The sequence below is a fragment of the Planktotalea sp. genome, from assembly GCF_039984035.1.
In the GTDB taxonomy this organism is placed as follows: Bacteria; Pseudomonadota; Alphaproteobacteria; order Rhodobacterales; family Rhodobacteraceae; genus Planktotalea.
Genome location: NZ_JBDWVM010000059.1, coordinates 1 through 14,181, shown reverse-complemented (window position 1 = coordinate 14,181; position 14,181 = coordinate 1). Strand labels below are relative to the sequence as shown.

Annotated in this window: 13 protein-coding genes and 1 pseudogene; 6 read left to right on the top strand and 8 right to left on the bottom strand. The window is 53.7% G+C overall.

Features of this window, described 5'->3' with window-relative positions:
• The 5 genes and pseudogenes from ABJQ89_RS02670 to ABJQ89_RS02650 all read left to right on the top strand — a co-directional run.
• A pseudogene (locus ABJQ89_RS02670) lies at positions 1-297 on the top strand (monooxygenase); the annotation flags it as partial.
• 62 nt (positions 298-359) lie between these two features.
• Complete coding sequence (locus ABJQ89_RS02665) at positions 360-1,577, top strand: N-acetylmuramoyl-L-alanine amidase (protein WP_348494726.1); 1,218 nt, start codon at positions 360-362, stop codon at positions 1,575-1,577.
• Positions 1,578-1,693: 116 nt separating this feature from the next.
• Positions 1,694-4,252, top strand: a complete 2,559-nt coding sequence (locus ABJQ89_RS02660) for a PBP1A family penicillin-binding protein (protein ID WP_348494725.1) — start codon at positions 1,694-1,696, stop codon at positions 4,250-4,252.
• A gap of 103 nt (positions 4,253-4,355) precedes the next feature.
• On the top strand, positions 4,356-5,483 hold the full coding sequence (prfB, locus tag ABJQ89_RS02655) for a peptide chain release factor 2 (protein WP_348494724.1): 1,128 nt from the start codon (positions 4,356-4,358) through the stop codon (positions 5,481-5,483).
• A gap of 39 nt (positions 5,484-5,522) precedes the next feature.
• Positions 5,523-6,947 carry an amidase gene (locus ABJQ89_RS02650; RefSeq protein ID WP_348494723.1) on the top strand — a complete coding sequence of 475 codons (1,425 nt, stop codon included), beginning with the start codon at positions 5,523-5,525 and terminating at the stop codon, positions 6,945-6,947.
• A 2-nt stretch (positions 6,948-6,949) separates the two neighbouring features.
• On the opposite strand, the gene ABJQ89_RS02645 is transcribed toward ABJQ89_RS02650, so the two are convergent.
• The 3 genes from ABJQ89_RS02645 to ABJQ89_RS02635 form a co-directional block, all read right to left on the bottom strand.
• Positions 6,950-7,162 carry a hypothetical protein gene (locus ABJQ89_RS02645; protein WP_348494722.1) on the bottom strand — a complete coding sequence of 71 codons (213 nt, stop codon included), beginning with the start codon at positions 7,160-7,162 and terminating at the stop codon, positions 6,950-6,952.
• Positions 7,159-8,319, bottom strand: coding sequence for an aromatic ring-hydroxylating dioxygenase subunit alpha (locus ABJQ89_RS02640; protein WP_348494721.1), 1,161 nt, complete (start codon positions 8,317-8,319; stop codon positions 7,159-7,161). The genes ABJQ89_RS02645 and ABJQ89_RS02640 overlap by 4 nt, the downstream gene beginning before the upstream one ends.
• A 98-nt stretch (positions 8,320-8,417) precedes the next feature.
• Complete coding sequence (locus tag ABJQ89_RS02635; protein ID WP_348494720.1) at positions 8,418-9,209, bottom strand: helix-turn-helix transcriptional regulator; 792 nt, start codon at positions 9,207-9,209, stop codon at positions 8,418-8,420.
• A 225-nt stretch (positions 9,210-9,434) separates the two neighbouring features.
• Here ABJQ89_RS02635 and ABJQ89_RS02630 point away from each other — a divergent pair, with 225 nt between their 5' ends.
• The gene (locus ABJQ89_RS02630) at positions 9,435-9,809 is read left to right on the top strand and encodes a hypothetical protein (protein ID WP_348494719.1); all 375 of its coding nucleotides are present in this window, start codon (positions 9,435-9,437) and stop codon (positions 9,807-9,809) included.
• 22 nt (positions 9,810-9,831) lie between these two features.
• On the opposite strand, the gene ilvN is transcribed toward ABJQ89_RS02630, so the two are convergent.
• The 5 genes from ilvN to ABJQ89_RS02605 all read right to left on the bottom strand — a co-directional run.
• Positions 9,832-10,392 carry an acetolactate synthase small subunit gene (ilvN, locus tag ABJQ89_RS02625; protein ID WP_348494718.1) on the bottom strand — a complete coding sequence of 187 codons (561 nt, stop codon included), beginning with the start codon at positions 10,390-10,392 and terminating at the stop codon, positions 9,832-9,834.
• Between the two features lie 81 nt (positions 10,393-10,473).
• Positions 10,474-12,228 (bottom strand): acetolactate synthase 3 large subunit, encoded by a 1,755-nt coding sequence (locus ABJQ89_RS02620; RefSeq protein ID WP_348494717.1) that lies wholly within the window; start codon positions 12,226-12,228, stop codon positions 10,474-10,476.
• Between the two features lie 363 nt (positions 12,229-12,591).
• Entirely contained in the window at positions 12,592-13,137 is a 546-nt protein-coding gene (locus tag ABJQ89_RS02615) for a pseudouridine synthase (RefSeq protein WP_348494716.1), read from the bottom strand.
• A complete protein-coding gene (locus tag ABJQ89_RS02610) occupies positions 13,134-13,775 on the bottom strand; it encodes a response regulator transcription factor (RefSeq protein ID WP_348494715.1) in 642 nt (213 codons plus the stop codon). The genes ABJQ89_RS02615 and ABJQ89_RS02610 overlap by 4 nt, the downstream gene beginning before the upstream one ends.
• A 2-nt stretch (positions 13,776-13,777) precedes the next feature.
• A partial coding sequence (locus ABJQ89_RS02605; protein ID WP_348494714.1) for an ATP-binding protein occupies positions 13,778-14,181 on the bottom strand: 404 nt, incomplete at its 5' end.

Genomic DNA, 14,181 nt, shown 5'->3' with positions numbered 1-14,181 from the left:
GCCCAAGGGGCGAATATGGCGCTGGAAGATGCATGGGCGCTTTGCGTCTCGTTACAAAAAGAGGGCGCGTTGTCTGATCGCCTTGCGTTGTATCAAAACGCGCGGCGCAAGCGAGCGGGCAAAGTGATCGAGGCTGCGAATGGCAATGCGTGGCGCTATCACTTGCGGCGCGGCCCCATTCGCGCGGCGGCGCATACGGTGCTGAGACTGGGCAGCAGGTTTGCACCCACTCAAATGCTCAATCAATTCAACTGGCTTTACGGCTATGACATTACGGCTGAAATGCCGGAAAATTAGCTGTTCCGCAGCGGCGATGCGCGCTCTATAGTGGGCACAAAGCAAAGCGCCGGAACAGGCCTATGATAAGAGCAGTATGTTTATCACTCACCCTTTTGTTGAGTGCGCCCCAGAGTATTGAGGCGCAGGAGTTTACTGCGCTTGCACGGTTGGACGCGTCTAACAGCACGATTGCACTGTCAGATGGCGCCTATCAACTTGATTTGGCTTTGTCCCAAGGCGTGCCATACCGTGTGTATACCTTGGTTGATCCTGCGCGTTTGGTTCTGGATTTCCGCGAAGTGGATTTCGCTGCGGTTGATCCGACCCGTTTGTTGCGTGGCAAACACCTCAATGCACTGCGGTTTGGAGCCGTGCGACCGGGCTGGTCGCGGCTTGTTCTTGATCTGCCAAGCCCACAAGTGGTGCAGCATGCAGGCTTGAAGGTTGATGAGGGCGCGGGGCAGGCGCGGCTCACGGTGTCGTTGGTTGAAGTAGAGGATAGTGAATTCGCAGCCAAATCTGGCGCGCCAAGCGATCCGGATTGGGATAATTTGCGCCCGATCGACACGCCAGCAGCCTTTGAGAAGACATCATCGGAAATCACCGTTGTGCTTGATCCAGGCCACGGGGGAATCGATCCCGGAGCCTCTGGAAATGGGGTGACCGAGGCCGAACTTATGCTGGTGCTTGCGCAAGAAGTTCGCGATGCCTTGCTGCGCTCTGGCGACTTTAATGTGATTTTGACCCGCAATGAGGACAAATTCGTATCGCTCGAACGCCGCGTTCAAATCGCGCGTGCGAATGGCGCTGATCTCTTTGTCTCGTTTCACGCCGATGCGCTTGCCAGTGGTAAAGCCAATGGCGCAGCGGTTTTCACACTTTCTGAGGAAGCGTCTGATGCGGCCTCTGCCGCGCTTGCAGAACGTCATAATCGCGCGGATTTGCTGGCGGGTGTCGATTTGTCAGGCCAAGACGATGAAATCGCGTCGATCTTGATGGAACTTGCCCGCATGGAAAATGGCCCACGTTCCAAGGCCTTAGCGCGCGGTATTATTCTAGGGATCAATACCGAAGTGGGTCACACCTATAAACGTCCCATTCAATCTGCGGGTTTTTCCGTGCTCAAGGCCCCCGATATTCCGTCTGTTTTGATCGAAGTCGGGTTCCTTTCGAGCAAAGATGATCTGTCAAAACTGATGGACTCGGTCTGGCGCAGTAAGATGGTGCTGGGCATTCACAATGGAATTCAAGCTTGGCTGCTCACCGATGCCGCGGATGCGCAGCTGAGAGGTAAATAGAAAGTAGAAAACACCGTTAATATGCGCAGAAATCTGCTTGTTGGTGACTAGGTTGTGTTTTGACCATTTGACCAACCGCGCGTATAGACGGAGCATAAAAAATTGGGGGCCGACACGTGCTCAGAGCAATCGTTTCTTTTTTCGGATCTATCTTCTCATTGGTGACAATGGGGGTGATGATGGGCGCGCTGACAATCGGCGCGATTTTTTGGATGTATGGGCGTGACCTGCCAAGTCACGAAAGCCTTGCACAATATAAGCCACCCACGATTTCACGGATTTATTCTGGCGAAGGTCAGATCATCGATGAATTCGCCCGTGAACGTCGTTTGTTTGCGCCTGCCAACGAAATTCCGGACATGGTCAAACATGCGCTGATTTCGGCGGAAGATAAGAACTTTTATGAGCATTCCGGCTATGACACCCGCGGTATCGCGGCGGCGGCTGTTGAATGTGTGCAATCTGCAGGTAAAGGTTGCCGTGGTGCCTCGACGATCACGCAGCAGGTGATGAAGAACTTTTTGCTCGATGGATCGCGCCAAGCTGAGCGTAAGATCAAGGAAATCATCCTCGCGAGCCGAATTGAAGAAACGCTCACCAAGGATCAAATCCTAGAGCTTTATATGAACGAGATTTTCCTCGGTCAGAACAGTTTTGGATTTGCGGCGGCCTCGCAGACCTATTTCAACAAAACCCTAGGCGAGCTTGAACCGCATGAGGCGGCCTTCCTCGCGACAATGCCAAAAGCGCCGAGCCAATATCACCCTGTGCGTCAGGTGGACCGCCTGCGAAACCGTCGTAACTTCGTTCTGAAGGAGATGATGGAAAACGGCTATCTAACAGAAGCGGTGTATGAACAGGAAGTCGCCAAGCCTGTGAAGTCGGTTCAGAACGGTGATTTCGACAGTTTCCGCTCTGCCTTGCCGCCGCGCGACTACTTTACCGATGAAATTCGTCGCCAGCTCAGCCGTGATTTCGGCGAAGGTGAGTTTTTCACAGGTGGTTTGACCGTTCGCGCGACGATTGACCCTGAAATGCAGGCCGAGGCGGCCGACGCATTGCGTCGTGGCCTAGAACGTTATGACCGCTCGCAAGGGATTTGGCGCGGGACAGGCAAAACCATTCCTACTGATCAGCTCGGCTCAGAAGCGGCATGGCGTGAAGCATTGAGCAACGTTGCAGTCGCGCGCGATGTGCATTTGGAAAACAAATGGTATCCTGCCGTTGTGCTTGAAGTTGGCAACAACGAAGCACGCATCGGGATTGAAGGCGTTGAAAACGACGAAGACGGGCATTGGGTGCCTGCAAAAGACGTGCAGTGGGCGCGCAAGCGTAACAGCGACGGCAAGCTTGGTCCAAAGGCGCGTGTTGCAGGAGATTTGTTGCGCGTTGGTGAAGTCGTCCACATTCGTCAAATGACAGATGACAATTCGGGTGCCTTTATCCGTTGGACGTTGCGCCAAGTTCCAGAAGTGCAGGGCGGCTTCATGGCGATGGACGTCAACTCTGGCCGTGTGATCGCGATGCAGGGTGGGTTCTCTTATCAGAACTCCGTCTTTAACCGCGCCACGCAAGCGCAGCGTCAGCCTGGCTCCAGCTTTAAGCCGTTCGTTTATGCCTCTGCTTTGGATAGCGGATATACGCCAGCGACCGTGGTTGTGGATGCCCCGATTGAAATCAACACGCCGCAAGGTCTGTGGCGCCCGAAAAACGCATCGAAGACCTTCTATGGTCCAACGCCGCTGCGCACGGGGATCGAACGTTCACGTAACTTGATGACCATTCGCCTCGCGCAAGAGGTGGGCATGGATACTGTCGGCAACTACGCGGAAAAGTTTGGCGTCTATGAGAAAGGTGATTTCCTCCGCGTTCTCGCCAACTCGCTTGGCTCGCAAGAAACGTCTCTGTTCAACATGGTTGCGGCCTATGCGATGTTTGCCAATGGCGGCGAACGGGTAGAGCCAACCTTGGTCGACCGTGTGCAAGATCGTTACGGTAAAACGGTCTATAAACATGACCCGCGTATCTGTACCGATTGTAATGACCCCGCAATTGCGCCGACCCGCAGCCCGCGTATCGTGTCCGAGCGCGAGCGCGTGATGAACGCGGTTACGGCCTATCAGCTGACATCCATGATGCGCGGCGTTGTGGAACGCGGAACCGCGTCTAAAACTGTCAGCCTTGGTGTTCCAACCGCTGGTAAAACGGGAACGACGAACGATGCGAAAGACGTTTGGTTTGTTGGCTTTACCAACCGTATTGTTGCAGGGTGCTACATCGGTCACGACACGCCGCGTAGCCTTGGCCAAGGGGCCTCAGGCGGCGGCATGTGTGGTCCTGTGTTCAACCAATTCATGCGCAAAGCGACCAAGAAATATGGCGCGAGCGATTTCCGTGTTCCCGAAGGCTGCGAATTTATCAAAATTGACCGTTTCACGGGCGCGCGCCTGTCTGATGGTGCCTCTGGCGACAACGTTGTGAACGAGTGCTTCCGCGAGGGTGAAGAGCCGGTCTTTGGCGTGTCCTTTGACGGTGGTTTTGCGATGGGCAGCAACTTGTCACTGATCCGTCCAGACGGTCAGGTGGCCCGAGAGGTGACGACATCAACTGGGCGTAAGGCGGTTGTTGGTCCGAAAGCGACCTTTGGCACGCTTAGCTCGGGCGGGCTATATTAAGCGCGCAAACAGCGAACATCACAAGATCAAGCGCTGCTTGGTCTTGTGGGTGGCTTAGGGCTGGTTTATCACGCAGGGGCAAGCCATTAAGACGGGACGCATCATGCGCGCAGACGCCCAAAATACAGTCGATGAGATCGAAAAATCCTTAGAGTTGCTTCGCCAGCGTCTCGATTGGGAGACCGCTCCGTTCCGCCTAGAGGAATTTAACGCGCGCGTTGAAGATCCTGATCTATGGAATGATCCTGATGCAGCGCAGAAACTGATGCGCGAACGCCAGATGCTCGTGGATTCCATGGCGACTTATACCGGTATTCAGCAGGATCTGTCTGACAACATCGAGCTAATCGAACTCGGCGAAATGGAAGAAGACGAAGACGTCATCACGGAAGCTGAGGAAGCGCTCACCGCGCTCGCGGCCAAGGCGGCGGCGAAAGAGCTAGAGGCCTTGCTTGACGGTGAAGCGGACAGTAATGACACCTTCCTTGAGATCAACTCTGGCGCAGGCGGCACCGAGAGCTGCGATTGGGCGTCGATGCTCGCGCGCATGTATGTGCGTTGGGCAGAAAAGCGCGGCTATAAGGTTGAACTACAATCCGAAAGCGCGGGCGAAGAGGCGGGCATCAAATCTGCGGCCTATAAGATCAGCGGTACCAATGCGTATGGTTGGCTGAAGTCTGAATCAGGCGTGCATCGTCTGGTGCGCATTTCGCCCTTTGATAGCGCTGCGAAACGCCACACATCTTTTACCTCGGTGAAGGTGTATCCGGTCGTGGATGACAACATTGAAATCGAAGTGAACCCAGCGGATATTCGTGTTGATACCTATCGCTCTTCTGGCGCGGGTGGTCAGCACGTCAACACCACTGACTCTGCCGTTCGTATCACGCACCATCCCACGGGTATCGTTGTGACCTCATCCGAGAAGTCGCAGCACCAAAACCGTGACATCGCGATGAAAGCTTTGAAATCGCGGCTCTATCAGATGGAGCTCGATAAGCGATCCGCTTTGGTGAACGAGGCGCATGAAAATGCGGGTGATGCCGGATGGGGCAACCAAATCCGATCTTATGTCTTGCAGCCCTATCAAATGGTGAAAGACCTGCGCACCAACTTTGAAACTTCTGATACTAAGGGGGTTTTGGATGGCGATCTGGACGGTTTCATGGGCGCAACGCTTGCATTGAATGTCTCCGGTAAATCCCGCGCAGAGGCGCAAGGCGAAGACTAGGTTTGCCGCTCAGATAAGGCCTTGGGAGGGGCATGTGCGATGGTTGATATTCTGGATCAAGACGCGCATGTGCTCGCAGGGCTCATCCGCGACAAAGAGCTCAGTGCAGAAGAACTGATGCGCGCCACGCTGGCCCGTATTGAGGCTGTAAATAGCTCCGTCAATGCGATCATTTCCTTGCGCGATGCTGAGGCCTGTTTGGCCGATGCGCGCGCCGCTGACGCGATGGAGAATAAGGGACCGCTGCATGGTCTTCCTGTCGCGATCAAGGATCTCGCGAATGCGGCGGGCCTGCCGACCTCTTTTGGATCGCCGCTATTCGCTGATTTCATAGCGCCGAAAGATGATTTGATGGTCGCGCGTATGAAGGCAGCGGGCGCTATCGTGATCGGCAAAACGAACACGCCCGAATTCGGGCTTGGCAGCCATACGTTTAATCCTGTGCATGGTGCAACGCGTAACCCTTATGATCTCAATCGCTCGGCTGGGGGGTCGTCAGGCGGCGCTGCTGTCGCGCTTGCCACAGGAATGATGCCGATTGCTGATGGCTCTGATATGATGGGCAGCCTGCGTAATCCCGGTGCTTGGAACAATGTCTATGGCTTGCGCCCCACCTATGGTTTGGTGCCCTCCGATATGCCGGGCGATGCATTTCTTCATCAGCTTGCTGTGGCGGGCCCAATGGGGCGCTGCCCGCAAGACGTTGCTATGCTTTTGGATGTGCAGGCGGGTCTTCATAGCGATGATCCACATAGCTACGTACAAGCGCCCAGTGCACCGCAATTGGCGGGGGATATCAAAGGGATGCGCATTGGCTGGCTCGGCGATTGGGGCGGTGCCTATCCTATGGAAGAGGGTGTTCTGGATACCTGCGAAGGCGCATTGTCTCATTTTGAAGCGTTAAGTGCGAAGGTCGAAAAACTGCCAGCGCCGTTCCCTACGGAAAAGATTTGGGAGGCATGGGTTGGTCTGCGCGCTTGGGCAAATGCGGGTGGCAAGGCTGCGTTTTATAATGATCCTGCACAGCGCGGCTTACTGAAAGAGGACGCGATTTGGGAAATTGAGACAGGCATGGCGCTCACTGCGATGGACGTCCATCGTCTGAGCGTGATCCGCAGCCAGTGGTACGCGAAGCTGATCGCGCTCTTTGGTGAGTATGATGCGCTCTTGCTGCCATCTGCGCAGGTTTGGCCATTTCCTGTTGAGTGGAAAAGCCCCGAGACGATCGCAGGGCAGGCGATGGACACCTATCACCGCTGGATGGAAATCGTGATCCCCGTCAGCCTTGTTGGCGTGCCATGTGTTAACATCCCCGCTGGCTTTAGTGCGGCGGGCCTTCCCATGGGCATGCAGTTGTTCGGGCCGCGCATGAGCGATGCCAAACTATTGCGCATTGCGCAGCGCTGGCATGAGGCAACAGAATTTAAAGATCGCAAACCTGATTTGGCTGCTCTGTCTCGGTAACGTTATTCCTCGCGCCCCGCTGCTTTGAGCCGAGCATGCAAGCTCGGGGCAAGGTCGGAGCCGGTATCGAGCGCAAACACATAGGCATGCGTTAGATAAAACCCTTCGGCGTCGGCGTCATTAGCGCTATCGGCAGCTTCGAGATAGAGCGACACCAACGCCGTGCGGTCATCGCGCGCGTGCGCTGCAAGGAGACGTTGATCGAGCGCGTTCATTCAGCCGCTTGATCGAGGGCGCGATGGGCTTGGATTTTGCCAGCGACCCATGCGTGAAAACAGTGCGTCGGGTTGTCCATTACCGCAGAGAAACGACCGCCATCAAAGTGCGGCGCATAGCGGCCCTTTTGCATGCCTTCCACGACAAAGATGTCTTCTTCAAACACCTCTTTCCATTGCTTGGTGTTGGTCACACGCAGGTCATCGTCGGTTTCAGGCGTCGCATAATAGATGTGCACACGTTCCACAGTACGTCCCTCGTTCTCGGGGATCAGTAGAATGGCATAAGCATGATCGCGATGCGCGCCGAGCAGGACGTTTGGGTAAACCGAAATATACTCGGCCGCTTCATCCCACTTTTCACCAACGCCTTCAAAATCTTCAAACACTTGCCCGTTTGCGCCCTTGAGCTGGCGGTAGACATGGGTGCCTTGGCCAGAGAAAGCATCGGGTTGTTCGATGTGGTAATGATCTTCTAGGCGGGAATAGCTGTTCAGGCCGGGGTGGACCCATGGCAAATGGTAGCTTTCACAGTAGTTTTCGACGGCGAGCTTCCAGTTGCAATTGACCTCAAGATCAAAGGCGCTGTCGGCGCCGCCATGAAAGAGCGGTTTGTCAAATTCAGCCCACCGCGCGATCAGCTCTGCGTTTTCTTCTTCAAAGGGCAGGGCGGTGCCATCGATGTTGATCCAGATCACATCGCGCCAGATGTGCGAGCGCACCTCAAGGAGACCAAGGAGATTGCGATCAATGCTGTCGTGGCGGTTGTGACCAGGGCCGCCCACATGAGGGGTGCTAACGAGACGACCATCCGTGCCATAACACCAGCTGTGATAGGGGCAGCGGATCGCGCCCTCGATTTTGCGGGCCTCTTCCACAAGGATCATGCCGCGGTGGCGACAGATGTTTTGAAAGACACGCACTTGTCCGCTCGTGTCCCTGACTAACAAGAGCGGCATGCCGAGAAATTCGATTGGCTTTGCATCACCGATTTCAGGAACATCCGCGCTGACCGCCAGACCGGCCCATGATGAGAAAAGAACAGCTTTCTTTTCTTCTTCAAAGACATCTGGGTCAATATAATGTGGGTTCGGCAAGCCTTGCGCGGATTCAATCGGGCGACGTACCGCAGACAGGTCCGTAATCTTGGTGGTCATGACAACGCTCCTTGATAATCTAGACCAAGGCTAGCTGCAGGTGCGTGTGTTCATTGTCCTTTTCGCGACCAAAAGTTTTCTCACCGCGACGTCATGATTTACGCGAATGGCTCATTTTCGCGGAGCAAACGACGGTGAAACGCGGGGAGATCATTGATATCACATAGGCCTGCACCGCGCGCCGTCTTTAGGATTTCATGAGTATCAGGCCCAAGAAATTCATAGATCATACGCGACACGCGGGAGCTGTTGATAGCTTCATTTACCGTGCGCGCTGCATAGCCCTGCCAAAAATTATGATTAAAAGACGTAACCGGCGAAAAGAAGTTAAACGTATATGTGAGCGAGTTGCGTCTAGAAATCAAAGCGCCAAAACCCGTCTCTAAGGGGATGACGTAACCTTTGAATTGCCGTGTTCGCACGTCTTGCGGCAAGCCTTGCTCAAGCACGGATTGGCGTGGCTCCGAGCCTTTTATGAAGGTCCAGCCATCTTTACGATAAACGAACAGCAACCCTGAAACAAAGTGCTCAGGATAGAGAAAGCTGCGCCGCGAAAATCGGTAAAACCCATTCGGCAAACTGTCTTCAGGAATGAGTTTTGAGCCAATATTGGTGAAATCAACAATATCGGGGTGGGTCAATAGATCCAAACGGTCCTGTTGAATCGTTTCAATCGGATTTGTCAGAATACGCGCATCGGTTCCGAAGAAATCGCAAATGCGCGCTAACATATCAGGGCGCGGATAGCTTTCGCCGTTAAGGTATCGATTGAATTGGGCACGGTTGATGTCGATTTGCCGACATACCTCAGACACCGAAGGGTAAGCTTGCGATAGCTTTCTAAGGTTTTGGCCAAATACTGCACGAATTGGGTAAGGGGAATTTTTCATGCATTTTACCAGTACAGAATCGTATAAGTTGTATTGTAGATCGAATAGGATAGATTCCAAGAGAATGGAAACACTCTTTATACAAAAGCGAAAAATCCTGATACAAATTCGATAAACACGCGCTTTGTTTTATACAAATTGCGAAAGAACGGCCCTATGAATTTCATAGCACTTCCTAGGGTGGCGCTGGCATACCCCTTCTAGTTTGTAGGGAAGGATTTTTGAATGTTGGGTGTCGTAATTTGGACTGCAGCAACTGAAAACAAAGCGATTATTTGGTGTGAAGATCATGGCGAACTCGCCTATCTGGATCAAACGCCGCACAAAGCCGTCTCAGCGGAACGCTTTGATGAGGGGGATCTCATTCAATTCGATCTTGCCTTGATGGAAAATGTACGCCTTGCACAAAATCCGCGTAGAATTGCGCAGCATTACTGCAGTGATTTGGACAATGTTGTTAAAACGGCAGGACAAATCAAAACGTTGATTGAAGATGACGATCAAAGCGTTGCATCACCGTCGATGGGCAATGTTGTTCAATTTGATGATATTGTGCGTTCCGCGCCAGCCAAAAGGCGCGTTGGAGCGGCGGCGAAATAAACGCGCCGCTCTCAATTAAGATTTAAATGCCGCGTGAAAGCGCGGCAACGCCTGTACGCGCAAGTTCAGTCAGGCCCAATGGGCGCATTAGATCAGCAAATGCATCGATCTTTTCAGACGGACCCGTCAGCTCAAAAACAAAGCTTTCCAATGTGCTATCCACAGCATTTGCGCGGAAAATATCTGCCAAGCGCAGGGCTTCCACGCGTTTCTCGCCCGTGCCTTCCACTTTGAATAGAGCGAGCTCGCGCTCAACAGCGGGGCCCTCAACAGTGAGATCGTTCACCTGATGCACAGGAACAATGCGCCCGAGCTGTGCTTTGATCTGTTCAATCACTTGCGGTGTGCCTGTGGTGACTACCGTGATGCGGCTTAGATTGCCGGAGTGATCGATCTCGGCGACTGTCAGGCTTTCTATATTGTAGCCACGACCAGCAAAGAGGCCGATGACACGGGCGAGCACACCCGCTTCATTATCGACGATGACTGCGAGCGTGTGGGTTTCCTGTACGTCGGAAAAATTCGGACGAAGGTTATAGGCGGAGTGGCTTGTAGAGCCTTTTTTGATTTTAAGAGGTGACATGGTCAGTCCTTCTTTGATCTTGAAATACCATTGCTGCGGCCGGGGCTGCACGCGCCCCGCGCCATGTGTTCAATGCGGCGCTTAAACAAGCACCGAACCTTTGGCATCGATCACGCCTTGCGTGTCCGCGTCGCCAAGCAACATTTCATTGTGCGCTTTGCCCGATGGGATCATCGGGAAGCAGTTCTCATGCTTTTCAACCAAGCAATCAAAGATTACAGGCCCATCATGCGTGATCATTTCCATGATCGCATCATCGAGCGTGTCTGGATCAGAGCACAGAATACCTTTCGCGCCGAAAGCTTCCGCTAACTTCACAAAATCGGGCAGGGATTCAGACCAGCTTTCGGAATAGCGTTCACCGTGCAGCAACTCTTGCCACTGACGCACCATGCCCAAACGCTCGTTGTTCAGAATGAACTGTTTGGAGGGCAGACGGTACTGAACGGCTGTGCCCATCTCTTGCATGTTCATCATCCAGCTAGCTTCGCCAGCAACGTTGATCACCAACGCATCAGGATGTGCCATTTGAATACCCATAGAGGCAGGGCAGCCATAACCCATTGTGCCAAGGCCACCAGAGGTCATCCAGCGATTTGGTTCGTCAAACGTCAAATATTGCGCTGCCCACATTTGGTGCTGGCCAACCTCAGTACAGATGTAGCGATCATATTCTTTCGTAAGCGCATCAAGACGCTGCAAAGCATACTGCGGCTTGATGATTTTGCCTTCTTGCTTGAACTTTAGGCAGTCAACAACGCGCCATTCTTCGATTTGACCCCACCACTTTTTCACCGCAGCGGAGTTCGTTTTGCGACCGCGCGCTTTCCAAACCTTGAGAAGGTCCTCAAGAACATGTGCGATATCGCCAACGATAGGCATATCCACATGAATTACTTTGTTGATCGAAGAGGGGTCGATGTCGATATGCGCTTTGCGGCTGTTCGGGCTGAAGTGCTCCAGAACGCCCGTGATACGGTCATCAAACCGCGCGCCGATGTTGATCATGAGATCACAGCCGTGCATCGCCATGTTAGCTTCATAGAGGCCATGCATGCCAAGCATACCGAGCCATTTGTCGCCAGACCCAGGATAGCAACCCAGACCCATCAATGTCGATGTGATCGGGAAACCAGTTCCATCAACCAACTCGCGTAGCAATTGGCTGGCCGCAGGGCCAGAGTTCACAACGCCGCCACCTGTGTAAAAAATCGGGCGTTCAGCGGATTCCAGAGCTTCAACCAGCTCTGTGATCGTTTCCAGATCGCCTTTGAGCTGGGGTTCATAATGGCCTAAGTCTGCCTTGGCAGGCGGCGTGTAAACGTCCGTCGCGAATTGAACGTCCTTCGGGATGTCCACCAAGCAGGGGCCGGGGCGACCAGAGGTGGCCACATGGAAGGCTTCATGGATTGTCCCTGACAGCTCGGACGTTTCTTTCACCAGCCAGTTATGTTTGGTGCAAGGGCGGGTGATGCCAACGGTGTCCGCTTCTTGGAACGCGTCTGAGCCGATCATGAATGTGGGAACTTGGCCCGTTAGAACCACCAATGGGATGGAGTCGAGAAGAGCGTCGGTCAAACCGGTCACGGCGTTTGTTGCGCCAGGGCCTGATGTTACCAAGCAAACACCGGGCTTGCCTGTAGAGCGCGCATAACCTTCGGCGGCATGGATCGCGCCTTGTTCATGACGGACAAGAACGTGACGAATGCCATTTTGCTGGAAGATTGCATCATAGATAGGAAGAACAGCGCCGCCTGGGTAACCAAAGACGGTATCGACGCCCTGATCCTTCAACGCTTGAACTACCATTTCTGCACCGGTCATTTTTTCTGCCATGTGCCTCTTCTCCATCTCATAGTCAGTGTCATGTTCAATTTGTTCACGTCGCATAAAAAAGCCCCCGTCCGAATGGCGGGGGCGCATGGTTTCCCTCACGGGTGCCGCTAAGGGCCCATGCGCCTGTAAAGTAGAATGACGACGAGGTCGTTCATTACTGTTCGCTCCTTTAAACTTGCGAAGACACTATGTGTGTTCAAAAGGGGCGTCAACAGGCGGAATGCTGAAAAAGTATCGTTTGGGTGTGAAAATCTTTCCATTTGTTGCGCAATTTGCCCTGTTTGGCGAAACAACATGGAAAATGAGGGGCGTTTTGGCGACTTTTACCGCCAAATTAATCGCGAGAGCGGAATCGCTTTGCACTTAAGCGTCGCGCCATGCGCCGTTTTCGAGCCCGTCGAGGGTCCAGTCCCCCACAGACCACCGCACCAAACGCAGTGTCGGATGATCGATTGCCGCGGTCATGCGGCGCACTTGCCGATTGCGCCCTTCGCGGATCGTCAGCTCTAACCAGCAATCAGGCACAGATTTACGAAACCGTACGGGCGGATCACGCTCCCATAGGGTCGGGGGATCGATCCGGCGCACTTCGGCGGGGCGTGTTTTACCATCTTTGAGCGTTACGCCATCGCGAAGCTTTTGCAGCGCGGCATCACTCGGAATGCGTTCGACCTGTACCAGATAGGTTTTCGGCTTTTTGAATTTTGGGTCCGCGATCTGCGCTTGCAGGCGTCCATCATCGGTAAGCACCAACAATCCTTCGCTATCGCGATCCAATCGTCCCGCGGGATAGACTGCAGGCACATCGACATATTTGGACAGAGTAGGGCGCTTTGATCCTTCGGTGCCTTTATCCGTAAATTGGGACAGAACCCCGAAAGGCTTGTTCAACAAAATAACGCGGCTCATAGAAACGTGCCGGTGCCCTGCAATACGCCATGCTCCATTGCATAGCGTGTCAGCCCCGCCGTGGAAGAGATGCCGAGTTTGCTTTTGATATTTTTGCGGTGGGTCTCAACCGTGCGCACGGAAATATTCAGCGCAGCGGCAACTTCTTTGTTGGATTGCCCTTTGGCCAATTGCAGCAAAACTGTCTGCTCGCGGCCCGTCAGCGTGTCACGACGTTCCGTGTTTTCATCGGGCACCAAGGATACTTTGGCGCCCGTGCAGAGATAACGCTCGCCGCTCATAACAGTATCGATTGCGGTTTTGATTTCCTCGGTTGGCACGTCTTTCAACAGATATCCCATCGCGCCATGATTAAGGGCCGAATTAATATACTCGGCGCTGTCGTGCATGCTGAGAACCAAAATGCGTGTTTCTGGGCGCACTTCGAGCAATAGTTCTGTCGCCGTCAGACCGTTCATACCCGGCATATTCAGATCAAGCAGAATGACGTCCGGCTCAAGAGTGTCGGCCTGATCGATGATGCTCTGGCCAGAGCTACAGGTGGCGACGACCTCGATGTCCTCATAGCTTTCCAAGATCGCTTGAATACCTTCAGTGACCATTGGATGGTCATCTACAATCGCAACGCGGATCGTCATGGTTAAGACCCTTCTTGTGTCTTGGCCTTAGAGGGCGAATGAGTGTCTGGCGACAGCATATGGCTGAGCGGCGCACGTGCTTCAATAGTGGTGCCGTCTTTATAACTGATCACTTGGAGCGCGCCATCAATCTGGTCCATGCGTTCTTGCATATTGCGCAGCCCCATGCCGCTGCCAGGTGAGGTGGCGGATTGCGCGTCTTTCAAGCCGATGCCATTGTCAGAAATCGTCAGAACTGCACCGCGCCGATCGCCGCGAAGATTTACACGTATCTTGGTGGCTTTGGCATGGCGCTCCACATTAGTCAGGGCCTCTTGCGCAACGCGGTAAAGCGCGGTCTTGGCATCTTCATCCAGACGGTTGCGAAAGACCACCGTCGAAAAGTCAGCGACAATACCGGTGCGCA

Bases quoted from the DNA above. Each gene is read 5' to 3' on its own strand.
- ABJQ89_RS02665 (WP_348494726.1), top strand. From the start codon at position 360: ATGATAAGAGCAGTATGTTTATCACTCACCCTTTTGTTGAGTGCGCCC.
- prfB (WP_348494724.1), top strand. From the start codon at position 4,356: ATGCGCGCAGACGCCCAAAATACAGTCGATGAGATCGAAAAATCCTTA.
- ABJQ89_RS02650 (WP_348494723.1), top strand. From the start codon at position 5,523: ATGGTTGATATTCTGGATCAAGACGCGCATGTGCTCGCAGGGCTCATC.
- ABJQ89_RS02645 (WP_348494722.1), bottom strand. From the start codon at position 7,162: ATGAACGCGCTCGATCAACGTCTCCTTGCAGCGCACGCGCGCGATGAC.
- ABJQ89_RS02640 (WP_348494721.1), bottom strand. From the start codon at position 8,319: ATGACCACCAAGATTACGGACCTGTCTGCGGTACGTCGCCCGATTGAA.
- ABJQ89_RS02635 (WP_348494720.1), bottom strand. From the start codon at position 9,209: ATGAAAAATTCCCCTTACCCAATTCGTGCAGTATTTGGCCAAAACCTT.
- ABJQ89_RS02630 (WP_348494719.1), top strand. From the start codon at position 9,435: ATGTTGGGTGTCGTAATTTGGACTGCAGCAACTGAAAACAAAGCGATT.
- ilvN (WP_348494718.1), bottom strand. From the start codon at position 10,392: ATGTCACCTCTTAAAATCAAAAAAGGCTCTACAAGCCACTCCGCCTAT.
- ABJQ89_RS02620 (WP_348494717.1), bottom strand. From the start codon at position 12,228: ATGGCAGAAAAAATGACCGGTGCAGAAATGGTAGTTCAAGCGTTGAAG.
- ABJQ89_RS02615 (WP_348494716.1), bottom strand. From the start codon at position 13,137: ATGAGCCGCGTTATTTTGTTGAACAAGCCTTTCGGGGTTCTGTCCCAA.
- ABJQ89_RS02610 (WP_348494715.1), bottom strand. From the start codon at position 13,775: ATGACGATCCGCGTTGCGATTGTAGATGACCATCCAATGGTCACTGAA.